The sequence below is a fragment of the Streptomyces sp. NPDC059499 genome, assembly GCF_042749285.1.
Lineage (GTDB): Bacteria > Actinomycetota > Actinomycetes > Streptomycetales > Streptomycetaceae > Streptomyces.
The window spans coordinates 49,912-72,419 of sequence record NZ_JBHYTT010000011.1 but is presented as its reverse complement, the minus strand read 5'-3'; the positions used below and the strand labels follow the sequence as shown (position 1 = coordinate 72,419).

The 22,508-nt window shown below is 67.8% G+C and carries 18 protein-coding genes; 4 read left to right on the top strand and 14 right to left on the bottom strand.

All coding sequences use genetic code 11. The features are described 5' to 3' along the window. Positions 1–124: 124 nt before the first annotated feature. The 12 genes from ACFW9O_RS24175 to ACFW9O_RS24120 all read right to left on the bottom strand — a co-directional run bounded on the left by ACFW9O_RS24175 (position 125) and on the right by ACFW9O_RS24120 (position 17,024). Positions 125–1,369 carry an ABC transporter ATP-binding protein gene (locus tag ACFW9O_RS24175; RefSeq protein WP_384612060.1) on the bottom strand — a complete coding sequence of 415 codons (1,245 nt, stop codon included), beginning with the start codon at positions 1,367–1,369 and terminating at the stop codon, positions 125–127. Continuing rightward, on the bottom strand, positions 1,359–2,336 hold the full coding sequence (locus tag ACFW9O_RS24170; RefSeq protein WP_351181851.1) for an ABC transporter ATP-binding protein: 978 nt from the start codon (positions 2,334–2,336) through the stop codon (positions 1,359–1,361). Before ACFW9O_RS24170 ends, ACFW9O_RS24175 begins: the two co-directional genes overlap by 11 nt. 13 nt (positions 2,337–2,349) lie before the next feature. Next, positions 2,350–3,330: an ABC transporter permease gene (locus tag ACFW9O_RS24165; RefSeq protein WP_351181848.1), complete on the bottom strand. Its 981-nt coding sequence runs from the start codon at positions 3,328–3,330 to the stop codon at positions 2,350–2,352. Further along, positions 3,323–4,246 (bottom strand): ABC transporter permease, encoded by a 924-nt coding sequence (locus ACFW9O_RS24160; RefSeq protein WP_351181845.1) that lies wholly within the window; start codon positions 4,244–4,246, stop codon positions 3,323–3,325. The genes ACFW9O_RS24165 and ACFW9O_RS24160 overlap by 8 nt, the downstream gene beginning before the upstream one ends. Positions 4,247–4,334: 88 nt before the next feature. Next, positions 4,335–5,966 carry an ABC transporter substrate-binding protein gene (locus ACFW9O_RS24155; protein ID WP_384612057.1) on the bottom strand — a complete coding sequence of 544 codons (1,632 nt, stop codon included), beginning with the start codon at positions 5,964–5,966 and terminating at the stop codon, positions 4,335–4,337. A gap of 160 nt (positions 5,967–6,126) precedes the next feature. Continuing rightward, on the bottom strand, positions 6,127–7,269 hold the full coding sequence (locus tag ACFW9O_RS24150; protein WP_384612055.1) for an ABC transporter ATP-binding protein: 1,143 nt from the start codon (positions 7,267–7,269) through the stop codon (positions 6,127–6,129). Then, positions 7,262–8,320, bottom strand: coding sequence for an ABC transporter ATP-binding protein (locus ACFW9O_RS24145; protein WP_383180353.1), 1,059 nt, complete (start codon positions 8,318–8,320; stop codon positions 7,262–7,264). Before ACFW9O_RS24145 ends, ACFW9O_RS24150 begins: the two co-directional genes overlap by 8 nt. 11 nt (positions 8,321–8,331) lie before the next feature. Beyond that, positions 8,332–9,273 carry an ABC transporter permease gene (locus tag ACFW9O_RS24140; protein ID WP_384612053.1) on the bottom strand — a complete coding sequence of 314 codons (942 nt, stop codon included), beginning with the start codon at positions 9,271–9,273 and terminating at the stop codon, positions 8,332–8,334. Further along, the gene (locus tag ACFW9O_RS24135) at positions 9,266–10,195 is read right to left on the bottom strand and encodes an ABC transporter permease (protein WP_351176212.1); all 930 of its coding nucleotides are present in this window, start codon (positions 10,193–10,195) and stop codon (positions 9,266–9,268) included. Before ACFW9O_RS24135 ends, ACFW9O_RS24140 begins: the two co-directional genes overlap by 8 nt. A gap of 119 nt (positions 10,196–10,314) precedes the next feature. Further along, positions 10,315–11,943: an ABC transporter substrate-binding protein gene (locus ACFW9O_RS24130; RefSeq protein WP_384612050.1), complete on the bottom strand. Its 1,629-nt coding sequence runs from the start codon at positions 11,941–11,943 to the stop codon at positions 10,315–10,317. 444 nt (positions 11,944–12,387) lie between these two features. Further along, positions 12,388–14,262: a translational GTPase TypA gene (gene typA / locus ACFW9O_RS24125; protein ID WP_384612048.1), complete on the bottom strand. Its 1,875-nt coding sequence runs from the start codon at positions 14,260–14,262 to the stop codon at positions 12,388–12,390. A 344-nt stretch (positions 14,263–14,606) separates the two neighbouring features. Next, positions 14,607–17,024, bottom strand: coding sequence for an ABC transporter substrate-binding protein (locus ACFW9O_RS24120; protein WP_384612046.1), 2,418 nt, complete (start codon positions 17,022–17,024; stop codon positions 14,607–14,609). 286 nt (positions 17,025–17,310) lie between these two features. Here ACFW9O_RS24120 and ACFW9O_RS24115 point away from each other — a divergent pair, with 286 nt between their 5' ends. From ACFW9O_RS24115 to ACFW9O_RS24100, 4 genes are read left to right on the top strand one after another with little or no spacing between them, the layout of a single operon-like run. Then, positions 17,311–17,562 (top strand): hypothetical protein, encoded by a 252-nt coding sequence (locus ACFW9O_RS24115; RefSeq protein WP_351176220.1) that lies wholly within the window; start codon positions 17,311–17,313, stop codon positions 17,560–17,562. Between the two features lie 9 nt (positions 17,563–17,571). Beyond that, entirely contained in the window at positions 17,572–18,435 is an 864-nt protein-coding gene (locus ACFW9O_RS24110) for a hypothetical protein (protein ID WP_384612044.1), read from the top strand. Continuing rightward, positions 18,436–20,349 (top strand): fumarate reductase/succinate dehydrogenase flavoprotein subunit, encoded by a 1,914-nt coding sequence (locus tag ACFW9O_RS24105; RefSeq protein WP_384612042.1) that lies wholly within the window; start codon positions 18,436–18,438, stop codon positions 20,347–20,349. Then, positions 20,346–21,119 (top strand): succinate dehydrogenase/fumarate reductase iron-sulfur subunit, encoded by a 774-nt coding sequence (locus ACFW9O_RS24100; protein ID WP_384612040.1) that lies wholly within the window; start codon positions 20,346–20,348, stop codon positions 21,117–21,119. The genes ACFW9O_RS24105 and ACFW9O_RS24100 overlap by 4 nt, the downstream gene beginning before the upstream one ends. Before the next feature lie 94 nt (positions 21,120–21,213). Here the strand turns inward: ACFW9O_RS24100 and ACFW9O_RS24095 are convergent, their stop codons facing one another. Continuing rightward, positions 21,214–21,765 carry an isochorismatase family protein gene (locus ACFW9O_RS24095; RefSeq protein WP_351176226.1) on the bottom strand — a complete coding sequence of 184 codons (552 nt, stop codon included), beginning with the start codon at positions 21,763–21,765 and terminating at the stop codon, positions 21,214–21,216. A 266-nt stretch (positions 21,766–22,031) separates the two neighbouring features. Next, the gene (locus ACFW9O_RS24090; RefSeq protein ID WP_384612037.1) at positions 22,032–22,499 is read right to left on the bottom strand and encodes a MarR family winged helix-turn-helix transcriptional regulator; all 468 of its coding nucleotides are present in this window, start codon (positions 22,497–22,499) and stop codon (positions 22,032–22,034) included. Positions 22,500–22,508 lie beyond the last annotated feature (9 nt).

Genomic DNA, 22,508 nt, shown 5'->3' with positions numbered 1-22,508 from the left:
GTGATGAGCACCCCGGCCGGTTCACGGCACCCGCACGGCCGTACGTTCTTCATGGTGGTGCGTTCGTATATCGGTGCGGCGACAGTCAAGTTGCCTGCGTGTTAACGAATGTGATGCCCTTTTATCATTTCTTTTCTCCCGAGTCGCCCTCGTGCGGGGACGGCGGCGCGTCCTCGTGCCGGGGCGGCGGCGCGTCCTCGTGCGGGGACGGCGGCGCGTCCTCCGGTTCGGGGATCTCCAGGATCCCCTCCGGCGGTACCACCTGCTTCTCCTCGGCGAAGTGACAGGCCGAGTCGTGCCTGGCAGGCGTGTCCGACTCGCGGAAGACCGCGGGGATCGCCAGCAGCGGCACCTCCAGCTCGCACCGCTCCTGCGCCTTCCAGCAGCGCGTGCGGAAGCGGCAGCCGGACGGGATGTTCGCCGGGGACGGGACGTCGCCGTGCAGGATGATCCGCTCGCGGTACTCGCGGGCCGTCGGGTCCGGCACGGGGACGGCGGACAGCAGCGCCTGCGTGTACGGGTGCGTGGGGTGGTCGTAGATCTCCTCGTCCGTGCCGATCTCGACGATCCGGCCGAGGTACATGACGCCGACCCGGTCCGAGATGTGCCGGACGATCGACAGGTCGTGCGCGATGAACAGGAAGCTCAGGCTGAACTCCGCCTGCAGCCGGTCGAGCAGGTTGACCACCTGGGCCTGCACCGACACGTCGAGCGCGGACACCGGTTCGTCGGCGACGATGATCTCCGGGTTGAGCGCGAGGCCGCGGGCGATGCCGATGCGCTGGCGCTGACCGCCGGAGAACTGGTGCGGATACCGGTTGATGTACTCCGGGTTCAGACCGACGACGTCGAGCAGGTCCTGCACCTTCTGGCGCCGGCTCCCCTTGGGTGCCACCTCGGGGTGGATCTCGTAGGGCTCCCCGATGATGTCGCCGACCGTCATGCGCGGGTTCAGCGAGGTGTACGGGTCCTGGAACACCATCTGGATGTTGCGGCGCACGGCCTTCAGCGCACGGCCGGACAGCTTGGTGACGTCCTCGCCCTTGTACCGGATGGCACCCCCGGTGGGCGGTTCCAGGTGCACCAGCATCTTGGCGACGGTCGACTTGCCGCAGCCGGACTCGCCCACGATGCCGAGCGTCTCGCCCGCCGCCAGATCGAAGTCGACCCCGTCGACGGCCTTGACCGCCCCGATCTGCTTCTTGAAGAGGATGCCGCGGGTGAGCGGGTAGTGCTTGACGAGGCCGCGCACCTCCAGGATCGGGTCGCCCTCCGCGTACGGCCGCGCGGGGCCGCTCTCGCGCGCCTCGGAGACCAGGGTGGAGCCCCCGGCGGTGACGCCTCTACGGCTCGGGTCCTCAGCGTGCATCGAGCGTCTCCTTCCAGAAGTGGCAGGCGCTCCGGCGGCTCTCGTCCACGGTGTACAGCGGCGGCACGTCCGTACGGCACACGGCCTGGGCCATCGGGCAGCGGGGATGGAAGGCGCAGCCGGGCGGGATGTGCAGCAGGTTGGGCGGCAGCCCCTTGATCGCGTACAGGTCCTGGCCCTTCTGGTCCAGGCGCGGGATCGACCGGAGGAGGCCCTTGGTGTACGGGTGGGCGGGTGCTTTGTAGATCTCGTGGACGGGCGAGGTCTCGACGATCCGGCCCGCGTACATCACGGCGATCTTGTCGGCGACGTCGGCCACCACACCGAGGTCGTGGGTGATGAGGATCAGCCCCATGTTCAGCTCGCGCTGCAGTTCGGCGAGCAGCTCCATCACCTGGGCCTGGACCGTCACGTCGAGGGCGGTGGTCGGCTCGTCGGCGATGATCAGCGAGGGTTCCAGTGCCATCGCCATGGCGATCATGATGCGCTGGCGCATGCCGCCGGAGAACTGGTGCGGGAAGTTCCCGACCCGCTCCTTGGCTGCGGGGATTCGAACCCGGTCCATCAGCTCGATGGACTTGGCCTTCGCGTCCTTGCGGGACATCCCGCGGTGCACGACGAACATCTCGCTCAGCTGCTGCCCCACGCTCAGTACCGGGTTCAGCGAGGACAGCGCGTCCTGGAAGATCATGGCCATCTCCTGGCCGCGGACCTTGCGCCGTTCCTCGCCCTTGAGCTTCAGCAGGTCGCGGTCCTTGAAGAGGATCTCGCCCCCGCTGATCTTCCCGGGCGGCGTGTCGAGGATGCCCATGATCGCCTGGGCGGTGACCGACTTGCCCGAGCCGGACTCACCGAGGACGGCGAGCGTCTCGCCCTCGGCCACCGAGTAGTTGACCCCGTTGACGGCCTTGGCCACCCCCTCGCGGGTGTGGAACTCCACGTGCAGATCGCGCACTTCGAGCAACATGGCAGCGGGCTCCTCAGCGCAGCTTGGGGTCGAGGGCGTCGCGCACCGCGTCGCCGAGCATGATGAAGGCGAGCACCGTGATCGCCAGCGCGCCGGCGGGCCAGAGCAGCATGTGCGGCGCGTTGCGGATGTACTGGGAGGCGGCGGAGATGTCGATGCCCCAGGAGACGGCCGGCGGTTTCAGGCCCACACCCAGGTACGAGAGGGTCGCCTCCAGCGAGATGTAGGTACCCAGTGCGATCGTCGCGACGACGATGACCGGGGCGATGGCGTTGGGGGTGATGTGCCGCAGCATCATCCGCGAGTTGGAGGCGCCCAGGGCCCGCGCCGCCTGGACGTAGTCGTTCTGTTTGGCCGTGATGACGGAGCCTCGTGCGATGCGGGCGATCTGGGGCCAGCCCAGCAGCACGATGAAGCCGATCACGGGCCAGACGGTGGAGCTGGTGACCACGGAGAGGAAGACCAGGCCGCCGAGGACGACCGGGATGCCGAAGAAGACGTCCGTGATGCGGGAGAGGACGGCGTCGCCCTTGCCTCCGTAGAAGCCGGCGAGGCCGCCCAGCACTCCGCCGAGCAGGGAGACGCCGATCGTGGAGCAGACGCCGACGGTGACCGAGGTCCGCGCCCCGTAGACGGTACGGGTGTAGACGTCGCAGCCCTGTCCGTCGAAGCCGAAGGGGTGACCGGGCTGGGAGCCTTCCTGGGCCTTGCTCAGGTCGCAGTCGAGCGGGTCCTGGTCGGTGATCAGCTGCGGCCAGATCGAGATGATCACCAGGAAGAGGATGATCAGCGCCGAGATGATGAAGACCGGGTTGCGGCGCAGGTCCCGCCAGGCGTCGGACCACAGGCTGCGCGGCTTGCCGGAGGGACCGGTCCCCTGCGGGCCGCCGGGCGTCTTCTCCAGGGTGGTGCCCTCGTCCACCGCCAGGTCCATCGCACCGCCGGCGCCGGCCCCCGAGATCGCTTCGTCGAACGGCTGCTGCGGCTCAGGCATAGCGGATCCTCGGGTCGAGTACGGCGTACAGGAGGTCGACGATCAGGTTCGCCGCGAGGAAGACGAGGACCAGCACGGTGACGAATCCGACGACGGTCTGCGTGTTCTGGCGCAGGATGCCCTGGTAGAGCTGGTAGCCGACCCCGTGGATGTTGAAGATGCGCTCGGTGACGATGGCCCCGCCCATCAGGGCGCCCACGTCCGTACCGATGAAGGTGACGACGGGGATGAGGGAGTTGCGCAGCAGGTGCCTGACGACGACCCGGCGCCGGGGAAGCCCCTTGGCCACGGCGGTACGGACGTAGTCGGCGCGGGCGTTCTCGGCGATCGAGGTCCGGGTGAGGCGGGTGACGTAGGCCAGGGAGACGGAGGCCAGGACGAGGCCGGGGACGATGAGTTCGTCGAGCGGTGCCTCGGGGGAGACGGACGGCTTGATGATGCCCCACTCCACACCGAGCAGGAGCTGGAGCAGCAGACCGGTGACGAAGGTGGGTACGGCGATGACGACGAGGGTCAGGATCAGCACCCCGGTGTCGACGGGCCGCCCGCGGTGCAGTCCGGTGACGACGCCGAGGCTGATGCCGATGACGATCTCGAAGACGATCGCGACGACGGTGAGGCGGATGGTGATGGGGAAGGCGGTCGCCATCAGCTCCGTGACTTCCTGCCCGTTGAACGCGGTGCCGAAGTCCCCGGTGAAGATGTGGCCCATGTAGGTCAGGTATTGCTGCCAGACCGGCTTGTCGAGGCCGAATTCGGTGCGCAGCTGGGCGGCGGTCGCGGGGTCGCACTGGCGGTCGCCGCAGAGGCCCGCGATGGGGTCGCCCATCACGTTCACCATGAGGAAGATCAACAGCGTGGTGCCGAAGAAGACGGGGATCATCTGCAGCAGCCGCCGGATCACATAACGTCCCATGAAGGGCTCCGGGGGTCGGGGCGAACAGCGGAGGGACCGGGGAGCCGGGCGGCCGGTGCGCTGGTCCGCACCGGCCGCCCGGCTCGGGTCACTTGACCTTGATCTGGTCGTACACCGGGACGCTGAAGACGTTCAGGGCGACGTTCTCGACCCGGTCGGAGTAGCCGGCGCTGCCGTTCTGGTACCAGAGCGGGATGACGGGCATCTGTTCGGCGAGGATCTTCTCCGCGTCCTGGAAGGTGCTGACGGCCGTGGCCTTGTCCTCCTCGGCGTTCGCCTTGTCGACCAGGCCGTCGAACTCCTCGTTGCTCCACTTGCCGTCGTTGGACGGGGCGTTGGTGTAGTAGAGCGGCTGGAGGAAGTTCTGGATGAGCGGGTAGTCCATCTGCCAGCCCGCGCGCCAGGCACCGGTCAGTTTCTGTGTGGACACCTGGCTGCGGAAGTCGGCGAACGTGCCGACCGGGCTGCCGACACAGGCCTTGTTGTTGCCCATGGCGTTGTTGATGCTGTTGCAGACCGCGTCGACCCACTCCTTGTGGGAGCCCGTGTCCGCGTTGTACGAGATCTTGAGCTGGCCGCCGGGGATGCCGCCGCCCTCCTCGATCAGCTTCTTGGCCTCGGCCTTGTTGTACTCGCACGGGTCGCCGCACAGGCCTTCCTTGAAGCCGCCCTCCTCACCGAGGACCGGGGAGGTCCAGTCGGAGGCGGGGGTGCGGGTCTTCTGGAAGATCTGGTCGGTGATCTGCTGACGGTTGATGGCCATCGACAGGCCCTGCCGGACCTTGACCGCATCCGGCGTGTTCCACGCGTCCACGTAGAACGGGAAGGCGAGCGTCTGGATGATGCCGGCGGGGGTGTTGATGTACCGGTCCCCGAGGTCCGCCTCGACGTTCTTGAGCTGCGAGGCGGGCACGTCGTCGACCAGGTCGAGGTTGCCGGCCGTCAGGTCGGTGTAGGCGGTGTTGTTGTCGGTGTAGACCTTGAGGTCGATCCCGCCGTTCTGCGCCTTGTCCGTGCCGGGGTAGTCGTCCCACCGGCGCAGGTTCATCGAGGAGCCCTTGGCGTACGAGTCGACGGTGTAAGGGCCGTTGCCGACCGGCTTGGACAGCCAGGCGTCGTGGTCCGAGTAGAAGGTCTTGGGCAGCGGTACGAAGGCCGCGTAGCCGAGGGTGTCGGGCCAGAGCGAGAACTTCTGGGACAGCTTGACCGTGAAGGTCGTCGCGTTGACCACCTTGAGGCCGGAGAGGGTGTCGGTGGTGGCCTTGCCCGTCTCGGGATGGGCCTTGTCGTAGCCGTCGATGTAGGCGAAGAAGTACGAGTTCTTCTGGTTGTTCTGCAGCGCCGCGCCGTAGTTCCAGGCATCCACGAACGACTGTGCGGTGACCTTCTCGCCGTTGCTGAAGGTCCAGTTGTCCTTGATGGTGATCGTGAAGTTCTGCGAGTCGGTGGACTCGATCTTCTCGGCGATCTCGTTCTCGGCCTTGCCGGTCTCGGGGTCGTACCGCACGAGCCCGCGGAAGAGCATGGAGAGGACCTTGCCGCCCTGCACCTCGTTGGTGTTGGCGGGTTCCAACGGGTTCTGCGGGTCGCCCCAGGAGGAGCTCACGATCCCGTCCGCGCCGCCACCGCCGCCGCTGTCGTCCCCGCCGCCGCAGGCGGTCGCCGCCAGGGCGACGGCGACCGCGCATGCGGCCCACCTGGCGTGTGTGGCTCCGCGCATGGAGTGCCTCCTAGGGTTCCCGTGAGTAGCTCAATGCCTCATATCACCTCATATGACACTGCGTCGCATGTTCATGTCCGCCGTACGGGGACCGGCCCGAACGCACGAAGACGCCCGGCCCCCAGGGGGCCGGGCGTCTTCGGTTCAGCTGACCGACGAGCTACGCCGCGTGCACGACGTCCTTCTCCTCGGCGAAGTGGCACGCCGACTCGTGCGCGGCCGGAGTGTCCGAGGCCTTGAAGCGCTCGGGGATCGCCAGGAGCGGCACCTCGGTGGCGCACTTGTCCTGGGCCTTCCAGCACCGCGTACGGAAGCGGCAGCCCGACGGCGGGTTGGCCGGCGAGGGGACGTCACCGGTGAGGATGATCCGCTCGCGTCCGTCACGGGCACTCGGGTCCGGGACCGGGACCGCCGACAGCAGCGCCTGGGTGTAGGGGTGCGTCGGGTGGTCGTAGATCTGCGTGTCCGTACCGATCTCGGCCATCTTGCCGAGGTACATGACGCCGACCCGGTCCGAGATGTGCCGGACGATCGACAGGTCGTGCGCGATGAAGAGGTAGGAGAGGTTGAACTCGTCCTGGAGCTTCTCCATCAGGTTGATGACCTGGGCCTGCACCGACACGTCGAGCGCGGAGACCGGCTCGTCGCAGATGATGATCTCCGGGTTGAGCGCGAGGCCGCGGGCGATGCCGATGCGCTGGCGCTGACCGCCGGAGAACTGGTGCGGATACCGGTTGATGTACTCCGGGTTCAGTCCGACGACGTCCAGGAGCTCCTGCACCTTGCGGCGCCGGTCGCCCTTCGGGGCCACCTCGGGGTGGATGTCGAAGGGCTCCCCGATGATGTCGCCGACCGTCATGCGCGGGTTCAGCGAGGTGTACGGGTCCTGGAACACCATCTGGATGTTGCGGCGCACGGCCTTCAGCGCACGGCCGGACAGCTTGGTGATGTCCTGGCCCTTGTAGAAGACCTCACCGGCGGTGGCCCGCTCCAGCGTCATCAGGAGCTTGGCGACCGTGGACTTGCCACAGCCGGACTCGCCCACGATGCCGAGCGTCTCGCCCTGGTAGAGATCGAAGGAGATCCCGTCCACGGCCTTGACCGCGCCGACCTGCTTCTTGAACAGGATGCCCTGGGTCAGCGGGAAGTGCTTGACCAGGTTGCGCACCTGGAGGATGGGCTCCCCCTGCGAGACCGGCGCGTTGATCGCCGCTACGGCCTCCGACTCGCTGGCCGCGTTGACCGTCGCCACTTCGGTGACGTTCGGGGTGGCGTCCACGGACTCCTTCTCGAGGTCAGCCATGGATCGTCTCCTTCCAGAAGTGGCAGGCGCTGCCGCGGCCGACCAGCTCGGTACCGTCCTGCTCGGTGACCGGGCGCAGTGCCGGGATCTCCGTACGGCAGATGTCCTGCGCCATCGTGCAGCGCGGGTTGAAGGCGCAGCCGGACGGCACGTGCAGCAGGTTGGGCGGCAGGCCCTTGATCGCGTAGAGCTCCTGGCCCTTCTGGTCCAGGCGCGGGATCGACTCCAGCAGACCCTTGGTGTACGGGTGCGCCGGGCGCTTGTAGATCTCGTGGACCGGGGCGGTCTCGACGATCCGGCCCGCGTACATCACGGCGATCTTGTCGGCCACGTCCGCGACGACACCGAGGTCGTGCGTGATCAGGATCAGGCCCATGTTGAAGTCGCGCTGGAGCTCTGCGAGCAGGTCCATGACCTGTGCCTGGACGGTCACGTCGAGCGCCGTGGTGGGCTCGTCCGCGATGATCAGGTCGGGCTCCAGGGCCAGCGCCATCGCGATCATGATGCGCTGGCGCATACCGCCGGAGAACTGGTGCGGGTAGTCGTTGACCCGCTCCTTGGCCGCCGGGATGCGCACCCGGTCCATCAGCGCGATGGCCTTGGCCTTGGCGTCCTTCTTGGAGAGCCCCTGGTGCACGCGGAACATCTCGCCGAGCTGGTAGCCCACCGAGAGCACCGGGTTCAGCGAGGACAGTGCGTCCTGGAAGATCATGGCGATCTTCTGGCCGCGGATCTGCCGGCGCTCCTCGTTGGACATCTTGAGCATGTCCTGGCCGCGGAAGAGGATCTCGCCCTTCGGAATGCGGCCGGGGGGCATGTCCAGGATGCCCATGATCGCCTGAGCGGTCACGGACTTGCCGGAGCCGGACTCGCCGAGCACGGCGAGGGTCTCGCCCGCGCTGACGCTGTAGTTGACGCCGTTGACGGCCTTGGCCACACCGTCACGGGTATGGAATTCCACGTGCAGATCGCGGACTTCGAGCAGCGGGCCGCTCTCGTCGTTGGAACCACGCGGAGCAGGAACATCCGCTGTCTTGTCGATGATGGTCATGTACGCCTCCCTCAGCGCAGCTTGGGGTCGAGGGCGTTGCGTACCGCATCGCCGAGCATGATGAACGCCAGAACGGTGATCGACACCATGACCGACGGGATGATCAGCACGAACGCGGCGTTACGCAGCTGCTCCTGGCCGGAGGAGATGTCCACACCCCACGACACGGTCGGTTCGGCGAGGCCGATGCCCAGGAAGGACAGCGTGGCCTCGGCCGAGATGTAGCCACCGAGCGCGATGGTCGCGACGACGATCACCGGGGCGATCGCGTTGGGCAGGATGTGACGGAGCAGGATGCGGGTGGTCGAGGCGCCGAGCGCCTTGGCCGCCATCACGTAGTCGGCCTGCTTGATCGTCAGGACGGAACCGCGTGCGACACGGGCGATCGAGGTCCAGCCGAGGAAGGCCAGGGCCAGGATGACGACCCAGATGTGACGCTCCTCGAACGAGGTCAGGACGACCATCGCGCCGAGGATGAAGGGCACGCCGAAGAAGATGTCGGTGACCCGGGAGAGGATCGTGTCGATCCAGCCGCCGAAGTAGCCGGCGAGCATGCCGACCACGGTGCCCAGGACGGTGACGAGGGCGGTGACGACGACGGCGACCATGATCGAGGCGCGGGCGCCGTAGACGACACGCGCATAGATCGAGCGTCCCTGGATGTCGTACCCGAACCAGTCCTCCTGGAAGAGGTTCCCCCACTTGGGCTTCTGCAGGTAGTGGTGGGCCAGGTCGGCGTAGCGCGGGTCCGCACCGGTGAACAGGCCCGGGAAGACAGCCATCGTCAGCAGGAAGACGATCAGGACGGCCGAGACGACGAACAGCGGGCTGCGCCGCAGGTCGTGCCAGGCGTCCGACCACAGGCTGCGGGGCTTGCCCACGGGAGCGACGGCAGCGGGCGCGGCCACGGCCTCGGGCTTGTCCGCGGTGGTTTCCTTGAGCGTCTCAGGCATAACGGATCCTCGGGTCCAGGACCGCGTAGAGCAGGTCGACGACCAGGCTGGCAACGAGATAGACGATGACGATCAGCGTCACGATGCCGACGACGGTGGCGCCTTCGCGGTGCCGGAGCGCGTCGAAGACGTTGTAGCCGACACCCTTGATGTTGAAGATGCCCTCGGTGACGACGGCTCCACCCAGCAGGGCACCGAGGTCGGTGCCGAGGAAGGTGATCACGGGGATCAGCGAGTTGCGCATCAGGTGGACGCCGATGATGCGACGGCGCGGCAGCCCCTTGGCCACGGCGGTGCGCATGTAGTCGGAGCGCAGGTTCTCCGCGACCGAGGTGCGGGTCAGTCGCGCCACGTAGGCGAGCGACAGTGACCCGAGAACCACCGCGGGCAGGATCAGTTCACTCGCATTCGCCTCGAGGCTCACGTTGGGTTCGACCCAGCCGAGCTGGAAGGCGAAGAAGTACTGGCCGAGGAAGCCCAGCACGAACGAGGGGACCGAGATGAGCAGGAGCGTCAGGACGAGCAGACCGCGGTCGCGAAGGGTGTCAGCCTTCAGTCCCGCGAAGATGCCCATGGAGATACCGACGACGACCGTGAAGATGAAGGCAAACAGGGCCAGCCGGATGGTGATCGGGAACGCTTCCGAAATGATGTCGGCGACGGGTCGCCCACTGGCGATCTGTGTGCCGAAATCACCCTGGAACAGGTTCACGAGGTAGTTCCAGTACTGGTGCCAGAGCGGTAGGTCGAGACCCAGCTCCTTCTTCATGTTCGCGATCTGCGTCGGGTCGACGGTCTGCTCACCTGCGAGCGCGCGCACGGGATCGCCGGGCAGCGCGTACATCATGGAGAAGACCAGCAACGTTGACCCGAGGAAGACCGGGATCATCTGGAGCAGTCGCCGCGCGACATAACGCCCCATGTTTGCCTCCGATTTAGGGATAATGCAGCCCAAGGGCCGCTCTCCGGATTCGGAGAGCGGCCCCCGGGACCTACTGCCTGTGTGGGCGGCTGATGGCCTGGTGGGGGCCCTCAGGCGTGTTACTTGGTGACGGTGACTTCGGTGATGTTGTAGTCACCGTGGAAGTCGACCGTCACGTTGTCGACCGACTTCGAGTAGCCGCCGTTGGTCTTGTACTCCCAGAGCGGGATCGCCGGCATCTTCGTCAGGACGAGCTTCTCGGCCTCCTGGTAAGCCTTGATCGACTCGTCCAGGGTCTTGGCGTTGTCGCCCTTCTTGAAGGCCGCGTCGACCTCCTTGTCGGAGAACCGGCCGTTGTTCGCCTCAGCGGTGGTGCCGTACAGCTCCCGCAGGAAGTTGACGTTCATCGGGTAGTCGGCCACCCAGCCACCGCGGTACATCGACTTGACCTGGTCGTTGTCACGCGCTTCCAGGTCGGTCTGGAAGTCCGGCTTGGCGTCCGGGATGCAGTCCACACCGGTGGAGTTGCGGATGGACTCGCAGACCGCGGTCACCCACTCCTTGTGGCCACCGTCGGCGTTGTACTGGATCCAGATCTTGTTGTCCGGAACGCCGCCGCCCTCGGTGACGAGCTGCTTCGCCTTGGCCGCGTCGAACTTGAACACGTCGGTGCCCAGGTCCTGGTTACCGGCCACGCCCGGGGGCGTGAAGCTGGTGGCGGGCTTGCGGGTGCCGTTGAGCACGGTCTTGGTGATCGTGTCGCGGTCGATCGCCATCGACAGACCCTGCAGGACCTTCGGGTCGATGTCCTTGAAGGTCTTCGAGTAGAAGGTCGGGACCAGCGACTGGATCGCCGCGTACGCCTGGTCGATCGCGCGGTCACCGAGGTCCTGCTTGTACTTCGGCAGGTCCTTCGGGCCGACCTGGCGGATCATGTCCAGGTTGCCGGAGAGGAGGTCCTGGTACGCGGCCTCGACGGTGGCGTAGTTCTTGAAGAGGACACCCTTGTTCTTGGCCTTGTTCGGGCCCTGGTAGTCAGGGTTGGCCTTGACGCGGATGAGCTTCTTGTGGTCCCACTTCTCGAAGATGTAGGGACCGTTGCCGACCGGCGCCTGACCGAACGCCTTGGTGTCCTTGTAGAACACCTCCGGCAGGGGGGCGAAGGTGGTGTACCCGAGCTTGTACTCGTAGTACGGCACGGCGGTGTTGAGCTCGATCGTGAAGGTCGTGTCGTCGACCGCCTTCAGACCGGACATCACGTCGGACTTGGGGTCACCCTTCTCGGGGTGGACGTCCGCGTAACCCTTGATGTCCTCGAACCAGAAGGCGTTCTGCTGGTTGTTCTTGATGTTGGCGTACCAGTTCCACGCCTTGACGTACGAGTCGGCGGTGACGGGGGTGCCGTCGTGGAACTTCCAGCCGGCCTTGAGCTTGACCGTCCACGTCTTCGAGTCGGTCGTCTTAACGGACTCGGCGTTCGTGTAGACGATGTTGCCGTCGGCGTCGAAGTCCAGCAGCTGCGTGAACAGCGACTGGATGACGTAGCTGCCGAGCGACTCGTTCGTGTCGGCCGGGATCAGCGGCTTCTGCGGCTCGCCGACGTCGATGGACACGTAGCCCGCAGGCTTGCCCTTCTCCGTCGAAGCCGAGTCCTTGCTGTCGTCACTGTCGCCGCCGCCACAGGCGGTCGCGGCCAGGGCGATGATTGCCGCTCCCGCGACCCACTTGGCGCTCTTGGCACCGCGCATGGGTTTCCTCCTCATGAGTCCACTTTTGACTACAAGAAGGGCACTGGAGAGATCCACCGACACCCCTGACGGCGATCGTTTCAGTGCCCCGAGTGTGCTCGTGAGTCCGCACTCCCCACAGTGCGTCGACCCATTGACCCGAGCTCAATGGAGCCAACTATTAAGGAACACCGAGCTGTAAACCACACTTAAAGGGTCTCGGTTTGACAACATCAGGAAGCCATGGTTGACCGAAATCCGGACAAAGGGATCCCAGACAGACACCCGCGAAACGGACCGTTAACACATGTTCCGGAGAGCGACCCCCGATATCCGGACACCTCGGTCAGAAAAACCGATTGACGAAAGGCCCGGACCCCCACAGTCTCTGCGGGGGTCCGGGCCTCATGTCAATGGCTAGTGCAGGCGGTTCACAGACCGGAGCGGACGCTCCGGATCAACCGGTCAGCCGTTCTTCGCACGCGAGGCCGTACGGCCACGCTGCTTCTGGTCCAGGACGACCTTGCGGATACGGACCGTCTCCGGGGTCACCTCGATGCACTCGTCGTCGCGGCAGAACTCGAGGGACTGCTCCAGGGAGAGCTTGCGCGCCGGCACCACGTTCTCGGTGGTGTCAGCGGAAGCCGCACGCATGTTGGTGAGCTTCTTCTCCTTGGTGATGTTCACGTCCATGTCGTCGGAGCGCGAGTTCTCACCGATGATCATGCCCTCGTAGACCTCGGTGGTCGCCTCCGTGAAGATGACACCGCGCTCCTGGAGGTTGACCATCGCGAACGGCGTCACGACGCCCGCACGGTCCGCCACGAGCGAGCCGTTGTGACGGGTGCGCAGCTCGCCGAACCACGGCTCGTGGCCCTCGAAGAGGGAGTGCGCGATACCCGTACCGCGGGTCTGGGTCAGGAACTCCGTACGGAAGCCGATGAGGCCGCGGGAGGGGACGATCCACTCCATGCGGACCCAGCCCGAACCGTGGTTCGTCATCGTCTCCATGCGGCCCTTACGGGTCGCCATGAGCTGCGTGATGGCGCCGAGGTGCTCCTCGGGCGAGTCGATGGTCATGCGCTCGATCGGCTCGTGCGTCTTGCCGTCGACCTGCTTGGTGACCACCTGCGGCTTGCCGACGGTGAGCTCGAAGCCCTCGCGGCGCATCGTCTCGATGAGGATCGCCAGCGCGAGCTCACCGCGGCCCTGGACCTCCCAGGCGTCGGGGCGCTCGGTCTCCAGGACGCGGAGCGAGACGTTACCGACCAGCTCGCGGTCCAGACGGTCCTTGATCTGCCGGGCGGTGACCTTGTGGCCCTTGCCGCCCTTGCCGACGAGCGGCGAGGTGTTCGCGCCGATCGTCATCGAGATCGCCGGCTCGTCGACCGTGATCAGCGGCAGCGCGATCGGGTTCTCGAGGTCGGCCAGGGTCTCGCCGATCATGATGTCCGGGATACCGGCGATGGCGCAGATGTCGCCCGGGCCGGCCACCTCGGCGGGCTTGCGGGTGAGCGCCTCGGTCATCAGCAGCTCGGTGATGCGCACGTTGGACATCGTGCCGTCGCGCTTGATCCACGTGACCGTCTGGCCCTTGCGGAGCTCGCCCTGCTCGACGCGGCACAGCGCGATACGGCCGAGGAAGTTGTCGGCGTCCAGGTTGGTGACGTGGGCCTGGAGGGGCGCGTCGGCGTCGTACTCCGGGGCCGGGACCGCGGAGAGGATCGTGCTGAAGAACGGCTCCAGGCTGTCGCTGTCCGGCGGAACCGTGCCGTCCTCGGGCTTGGTCAGCGAGGCGACGCCGTCACGGGCGCAGGCGTAGACGATCGGGAACTCGATCTGGTCCTCGTCGGCGTCCAGGTCCAGGAAGAGGTCGTACGTCTCGTCGATGACCTCGGCGATCCGGGAGTCCGGGCGGTCCGTCTTGTTGATGCACAGGATGACCGGCAGCCGGGCCGTCAGGGCCTTGCGGAGCACGAAGCGGGTCTGCGGGAGCGGCCCCTCGGACGCGTCCACGAGCAGGACGACCGCGTCCACCATCGACAGGCCTCGCTCGACCTCACCACCGAAGTCGGCGTGGCCGGGGGTGTCGATGATGTTGATGGTGATGACGTCGCCGCCATCTTTCGGGTGGTACTTCACGGCCGTGTTCTTGGCCAGGATCGTGATGCCCTTCTCACGCTCCAGGTCGTTCGAGTCCATCATGCGTTCGTCGAGGTTCTCCGCGGCGTGGGCCGCGAAGGCGCCCGCCTGCTTGAGCATGGCGTCGACCAGCGTGGTCTTGCCGTGGTCGACGTGGGCGACGATGGCTACGTTACGGATGTCGTGGCGCGTGGGCATGGGTGGCTTGCGCTTCTCTCGGATCGTGGGATCAGGCGTCTCAGTCGGTCTCGAGTCCTCGTACGCCCGCCGGGCGGACACGCCACGGCTAGTCCAATGGTACGGGCCCGACGCGTCCTGGGCTTCCCGGCCCGATCCGCAGGACCGGACTCCAAGCAGTATTCAGCCGATATACAGCCGATATTCAGCCGGTATTAAGTCATCATCCGACCTGTGACGGGCCGGACGGAGGGGGGTGTGGGGGTGAGCAGCCCGGGTCTGGGCAGTGACCACCTTGCCCGCCGGGGGTCCCGGCGGGCAAGGGAATTGAGCTGGTTCTGAGCTTCCTGTACGGCCTTGACCTGCTACTTCTTACGATTCGCGGGGGAACCTGCCGCTTGTCGTCCGGTGAATCCGATGTCCTCGTAGCGAGGTGCGGCGAAGCCGAAGGCACCGACGTTCGCGAGCTTCTTGTTCACGGCGACCAGCTGTGGCCGCTGATACAGCGGAATCGATCCGGCAGCGGCCCAGATCCGTGCGTCCGCCTGCTTCAGCAGATCCCTGGACGCCTCCGCGTCGAGTTCGGAGACGGCCTGGTCGAAGAGCTGGTCGATGTGGTCCGAACCGACCCGCGTGTAGTTCTGCTCGACGAGCAGCGATCCGTCGGTCGCGGGTTCGGGCTTGGAGAAGATCGGCCGGCCGTCGGTCGCCGGGTAGGCGGTGGCCGGCCAGGAGTACAGCGCCAGGTCGTAGTCGCCCGAGGCGATGTGGTCCTTGAAGTAGCTGTCGTCCGAGACCTTGGTGATCTGCGTTCCGATGCCGATGGTGTCCAGCATCTCGACGATCCTGTCGCCGACGCTGCGCAGCGACTGCGAGCCGGGGCCGGACGGCAGGACGAAGCGCAGCGTCAGCGGCTTGCCGTCCTTGCCGAGCCGGCCGCGGACCGAGGCGGGGGCAGGTGCCGCTGTGCCGACGGGGGCGTAGGCGCCCGCGGCGCCGCCGGGCTGCCTGTCCTGGGCGGAGACCTTGGCGTCGGCACTGTCCCCGGCAGCGGTGGCGGTGAGCGCGTCGGCCTGGCGCCGCAGGGCGGCACTGTGGCCTGCGGCGGCCGGGGCGGTGGCGAGGACCCCGACAGGCCGGCCGGCCGGCTTGTCGTCACCGACGATGTACAAGCCTTCGTCACGTGAGGCCCGGTCGTCCTTGCCCGCGTCGTCCGATCCTGCCGTGTCCGACGCCGCTTCGTCGGCCTCGGCGGGCTTCGCGGACTTCTCCGCCTTCTCGGCCTTCTCCGTCTTCTCCGCCGGCTTCTCGGCCTTCCCGGACTTCTCGGCCTCGGGCTTCGCCTTCTTCTCCTCGGCCTTGTCCCCTGCCTTCTTCTTGTCGGCCTCGCTGCCGGCCTCCTTCGGCGTCACGGCGGCTCCGCCCTTCGTCCAGCCCGCGTCGGCCAGCAGCGCCTGCGCCTCCTTCGTGTCCTGCTCCCCCAGCGCACCGCTGCCGTCCTTGTAGGCGGACTGCCCGGCCAGGGCCAGGTGGCTGCCCGGCGGCTTCGCGGGCAGGCCCAGTGGCTTCAGGACGAGGTCGGCCAGCTCCTGGCGGTCCAGGGCCCGGGCCACGGCGCGACGGACCCGGTCGTCCGAGAGGGGGCCCGATTCCCCGTTCAGCGCGAGCTGCGTGTAGGCGGGCTCCAGGGACTTGCGTACGGCGAAACTGCCCAGCGACTTCTGCACGGCCGCGTACGCCGCGACGGCCGCGCGGTTCTCGGCGCGGGCCGCCTGTGCGGTCTCGGCAACCTCCTCGTCCGATCCGTGGGCCAGGGCCCAGGAGCGCAGGGCGGCCGCTGGGGTGATGTCGGCTCCGGGGCCGTGGGCGGGCGGCTGCCCGTTCCCTCCCCGGTAGCGGGCGGCGAGGGCGATGCGGTTCGCGGTCGCCGGGTCGACGTCCGCGACGTCGACGGTGCCCGCGGTGAGCGCCTTGTCGCGCTTCTGGGGTTCGACGGTCCGGAAGACCAGGGATTCGAGCTTGGCCTCGGCGCCCCACCAGCGCGGGTTCCGGTCGAGAGTGACGGTCCCCTTGGCCTTGTCCAGGCCGCGCAGCCGGAACGGTCCTGCGGTGTTCTTGAGCGTCGTCCTCGCGCCGTCGTTGAAGGTGCCCGGGGATCCGGTCACCTCCTTCGGGTACAGCGGGGAGAACAGGGCGCGCCAGTCCGCGTACGGCTTGGAGAAGGTGACTCTGACCTGCAGGTCGTCCTTGCCACGTTCGATCTTCTCGATCCGCTCGTAGCCGGCGTTGCGCGCCGTCCAGTACGCCGAGTCCTTGCCGCTCAGCGCGCGCCACTGCGCGACGAAGTCGGGGGCACCGATCTCCCGGCCGTCGCTCCACACGGCCTGCTGGTTGAGCTTGTACAGGACGACCTGCTTCGGCTCCTGCTCGATGACCTTCGCCGACTCCAGATAGTCGGGGTTGAGCCTGGGCTCACCCCGCGCGTCCATCGGGAAGAGGGAGGGCAGCAGGGCCCCTGTGATCCGGGTGGTCGCGCTGTCGGCGTCGGACTGGAAGGTGTTGAGGGTGGCGGGTACCGCGTCGATCGCCCAGTTGAGTGTGGATCCCTCGGTGACCCGGTCGCGGGAGGCCGGGGCGATGTCCTGCGGGACGGCTGCCGACGCGGCGCCCTCGCCGCCCGAGCTGCAGCCGGCCAGCACCGGGATCGTGAGGACTCCTGTCGCCAGGAGCGCGACCGAACGGCGCTTTCGGGCCGTCCCCTGTGGGACGCCGACATGGGCCATGGCTGATACCTCCGGGGCCGGCCCGGCCCACCCGTACCGGAATGGACCGGATTATTCGTTCTGGTGGCATTTGCAGTTGATCACACTGATTCGTTGACCCACTGAACCCACCTCCACGCGCGTCGGACGGCAGACGCGGCCCGTACGGCGGCAAACCTCACCCGAGCGGCCCCGCACCCGCGCCCCGGCCACGGGCGCCTGCCGGACCCTTGTGGAGCGGTGGTGTGACGCGCAACACTCTCAGGCACACAACTCCGCTCCGCCATCGCGGAAGGTTGGTCAAATCATGTCTCTGCACGCTGAGTTGACAGCCGTTCAGCACTGCCTCGACGACCTGGTCCGCACGGTCGGCCGGTTGGAGCGGACCATCGCGCAGCTGCGCGCCGAGGACTCCGCCACGACGGAGACCCCCGGCCCCGACACTCCCGGCGGTCCCGGCCCCGGGGTCATCACCATCACCGAGACGCCGTACGACGCCACCTTGTGGACGGACTCGGACGACGAGGGTCTGGGCGTCCGCGGCAGGCACGCCTTCTAGGAGAGTTCCTTGGCCACCGGTACGGAACCAGGTACGGAACCACCGCGGCCCGCCGCGCCGCCGGCGGGCACGACGGGCGCCGGGGCAGGAGTGCGCGGAGCGTCGCGCGCCGCCATAGCCGCCCGGCATCTGCGCACCGACCGGTGGTGGCTGGCACCCGCCGCGACCGCCGCCGGTCTCTTCGCCTTCATCGTCTACTCGACCTGGCGGGCGTTCTCGAACGCCGACTACTACGCGGCCCCCTACGTGTCGCCGTTCTACTCGCCCTGTCTGGCGGAGAACTGCGTACCCATGCGGGGCGGCCCGAACTGGGACGTGCTCGGCAGCTGGTGGGGGCTCTCCCCCGCGCTGATCATCCTGATCTTCCCGCTGGGCTTCCGGCTGACCTGCTACTACTACCGCAAGGCCTACTACCGGGGCTTCTGGGCATCGCCCCCGGCCTGCGCGGTCGCCAAGCCGCACACCACGTACACCGGCGAGACCCGCTTCCCGCTGGTCATGCAGAACATGCACCGCTACTTCTTCTACGCCGCGGTCCCGGTCGCCGGAATCCTCACGTACGACACCGTGCTCTCCTTCCGCGACGAGCACTACGCCTGGGGCCACATGGGGCTCGGCTCGCTGATCTTCCTGGTCAACATCGTGCTGATCTGGGCGTACACCCTGTCCTGCCACTCCTGCCGCCACATCATCGGCGGCCGGCTGCGGCACTTCTCCGAGCACCCGGTGCGCTACCGGCTGTGGGGCTGGGTCGGCCGGCTGAACGCCCGGCACATGCTGCTCGCCTGGGCCTCGCTCATCAGCGTGGCGCTCTCGGACTTCTATGTGTATCTCGTCGCTTCCGGCGCCTTCGACGATCCGAGGTTTTTCTGAATGACACAGCTCGAACGGCAGCAGTGGGACGTCGTCGTGGTCGGTGCCGGGGGCGCCGGGCTGCGCGCCGCGATCGAGGCCAGGGAGCGCGGGGCGCGCACCGCGGTCATCTGCAAGTCGCTCTTCGGCAAGGCGCACACGGTCATGGCGGAGGGCGGCATCGCGGCCTCCATGGGCAATGTGAACTCGGGCGACAACTGGCAGGTCCACTTCCGCGACACGATGCGCGGCGGGAAGTTCCTCAACCAGTGGCGGATGGCCGAGCTGCACGCCAAGGAGGCGCCCGACCGGGTCTGGGAGCTGGAGACCTGGGGTGCGCTCTTCGACCGTACGCCGGACGGGAAGATCTCCCAGCGCAACTTCGGCGGCCATGAGTATCCGCGGCTCGCACACGTCGGGGACCGTACCGGCCTCGAACTGATCCGTACGCTCCAGCAGAAGATCGTCGCCCTCCAGCAGGAGGACCACCGCGAATTCGGCGACTACGAAGCGCGGTTGAAGGTCTTCCAGGAGTGCACGGTCACCCGCGTCCTCAAGGACGGGGACCGGGTCGCGGGCACCTTCTGCTACGAGCGGGAGTCCGGCCGCTTCTTCGTGCTCGAGGCGCCGGCGGTGGTCCTTGCCACGGGAGGCATCGGCAAGTCCTTCAAGGTGACGTCGAACTCCTGGGAGTACACCGGCGACGGCCACGCGCTGGCCCTGCTCGCGGGAGCTCCGCTGCTGAACATGGAGTTCGTGCAGTTCCACCCGACCGGCATGGTCTGGCCACCGTCGGTGAAGGGCATCCTCGTCACCGAGTCGGTGCGCGGCGACGGCGGGGTGCTGCGGAACTCCGAGGGCAAGCGGTTCATGTTCGACTACGTCCCCGACGTGTTCAAGGAGAAGTACGCGCAGTCGGAGGAAGAGGGCGACCGCTGGTACGAGGACCCCGACAGCAACCGGCGTCCGCCCGAACTGCTGCCGCGCGACGAGGTGGCCCGCGCGATCAACTCCGAGGTGAAGGCGGGCCGCGGATCGCCGCACGGCGGGGTGTTCCTCGACGTGTCGACCCGGATGCCCGCGGAGAGGATCCGGCGGCGGCTGCCCTCGATGTACCACCAGTTCAAGGAGCTGGCGGATGTCGACATCACGGCCGAGGCGATGGAGGTCGGACCGACCTGTCACTACGTGATGGGCGGGATAGCCGTCGACTCCGACACCGCCAGCGCCCTCGCCGTCCCGGGGCTGTACGCGGCGGGCGAGGTGGCCGGCGGTATGCACGGCTCCAACCGGCTCGGCGGGAACTCCCTCTCCGACCTGCTGGTCTTCGGCAGGCGGGCCGGAGCGCACGCCGCCGATTACGCGAGTTCGCTCGGCACACGGCCCGCGGTGGACCAGGACCGGATCGACACGGCGGCGGCCGAGGCCCTGCGGCCGTTCGGCGCCGAGGCGGCCGACGCCGGCGGGACACCGCCGGAGAACCCGTACACCCTGCACCAGGAACTCCAGCAGACGATGAACGACCTGGTCGGCATCATCCGGCGGCAGCACGAGATGGAGCAGGCGCTGGAGAAATTGGCGGCGCTCCGCGAACGGGCGCAGCACGCCGTCGTCGAGGGGCACCGGCAGTTCAACCCCGGCTGGCACCTCGCACTGGACCTGCGGAACATGCTGCTGGTCAGCGAGTGCATCGCCCGGGCCGCACTGGAGCGCACGGAGAGCCGGGGCGGGCACACCCGCGAGGACTGCCCCTCGATGGAACGCTCCTGGCGCCCCGTCAACCTGCTCGCGCGGCTCGCCGAGAACGACGACCCCGCACAGGGCCTGATCGAGCTCGTACGTACGACGACCGACCCCATCCGTCCCGACCTGCTCTCCCTCTTCGAGAAGGAGGAGCTGGTCAAGTACCTCGCCGAAGAGGAGCTGTACGAGTGAGCAGCTACGAAGCCCGGTTCAGGGTGTGGCGCGGGGACACCGACGGCGGTGACCTGAAGGACTTCGCGGTCGAGGTGAACGACGGGGAGGTCGTCCTCGACATCATCCACCGGATCCAGGCCACCCAGGCGGGCGATCTGGCGGTGCGCTGGAACTGCAAGGCGGGCAAGTGCGGTTCGTGCAGCGCGGAGATCAACGGACGGCCCCGGCTCCTGTGCATGACACGCATGTCGGTGTTCCGCCGGGACGAGACGATCACGGTCACTCCGCTGCGGGCCTTCCCGGTCGTGCGCGATCTGGTGACGGACGTGACGTTCAACTACGCCAAGGCACGCGAAGTGCCCGCCTTCGTGCCGCCGCAAGGGGTGAAGGCGGGCGACTACCGGATGCAGCAGGTCGACGTGGACCGCTCGCAGGAGTTTCGGAAGTGCATCGAGTGCTTCCTGTGCCAGGACACCTGCCATGTGGTGCGCGACCACGAGGAGAACAAGACGGCGTTCTCCGGGCCGCGCTTCCTGATGAGGGTGGCCGAGCTGGACATGCATCCCTTGGACGCCGCCGCCGAGTCGGGACTGGACAGGAAGGTGACGGCGCAGGAGGAGCACGGCCTGGGCTACTGCAACATCACCAAGTGCTGTACGGAGGTGTGCCCCGAGCACATCAAGATCACGGACAATGCGCTGATCCCGCTGAAGGAGCGGGCCGTGGACCGCAAGTACGACCCGCTGGTCTGGCTGGGGAACAAGATCCGGCGGCGGGAGGGGTCCTGACAGGGCTGTGAGGCGGCTACTCGGCGGCCTGTCAGGCTCTTGTCCCTGAGCCTTTTGGCCTGATGGCCCGCTGGCCTGCCTGCCTGTCAGCCTGTCAGCCGAGGAGTTCGACGATCGCGGCGGTGGTGTCGGTCTCGCCGAGCCTCGGGAAGATCTTCTCGACACTGTTGCGGTGGGCGTCGGCGTCCATGTCGGTGACCGCGTCCGTGGCGACGGTGACGTGGTAACCGTGCTCGTGGGCGGAACGGGCGGTGGACTCGACCCCGATGCTGGTCGCGATGCCCGTCACCACGATCTGGGTGATGCCGCGGCGGCGGAGCCGGAGGTCGAGATCGGTGCCGTAGAAGGCTCCCCACTGCTCCTTGGTGACGACGATGTCACCCTCGCGGGGCCCGAGTTCGGGGACGAGGTCGGCCCAGTCCGCGGCGGGCCGGCCGGCCGGCGCGGAGCCCTCCGTACGGCCGGGGGCTCCGCCGGTGACACGGACCAGGACGACCGGGAGGCCCTTGGCGCGGAAGGCGTCCGCGAGGGTCGCGGAGTTCGCGACGATGTCGGCGGCGGGGTGGACGGTGGGGCGGCCGACGATGCCCTTCTGGAGGTCGACGACAACGAGTGCGGTCTTCGGGTCCAGGGTGGTGGCGGTCATGCGCGTGCTCCTCGTGGTGCGGGGGGTGGGGTGATCCGTGGCGGGCGCGCGGGGCGCGGCCGCTGACGGTCGGGATGATCAGCAGGAGTCGCCGTGGGGCGGGCGCTCGGGCCGGGGCCCGGTGCGAAGGCGGTTCCGGGGCTGCCCAAGGCCCGGAGGGTCCGTTGCGCACCGCGGGGTGATTCGGGTGGCGTGCCGTCCTGCGTCCGGTCACTTCTCGGACGTCACTTCTCGATGGTCACTTCTCGATGGTCACTCCTCGGACGTCACTTCTCGATCAGCCGGCCGATGAGTGCGACGGCCTCGGCGACCGTGCGGCGTTCTTGCCCGTCAAGTTCGGCGGTGATCGCCTCGGCCAGCCAGCTCCGCTTGGCGGCCCGGACCTCGGCCAGCGTGGTGCGCCCCGCGTCCGAGATGGACACGACCGATTTCCGCCCGTCCGACGGGTCGGGGGCACGGGCGACGAGACCCAGATCCCCCAGCGCCCCGAGAGTCAGGCGCATCGACTGGGGCCGCACGAGCTCGGCGCGGGCCAGCGCCGCCGTGGTGGCGGGGCCGCCCTCGTCCAGCCTGGCCAGCACCGACCGCTGGGATGGTGTGAGCAGACTGTCGGCCGAACTGGCGCGCAGCCGCCGGAGCAGCGCGCCCACCACTGCCGCGAGGTCCGTCGCCACGCGTTCCGCGCTCGGGTCGGCGGGTCTCCGGTCCCGGGCGCCCGGGGAAGTACTGGACATGTTTCGACC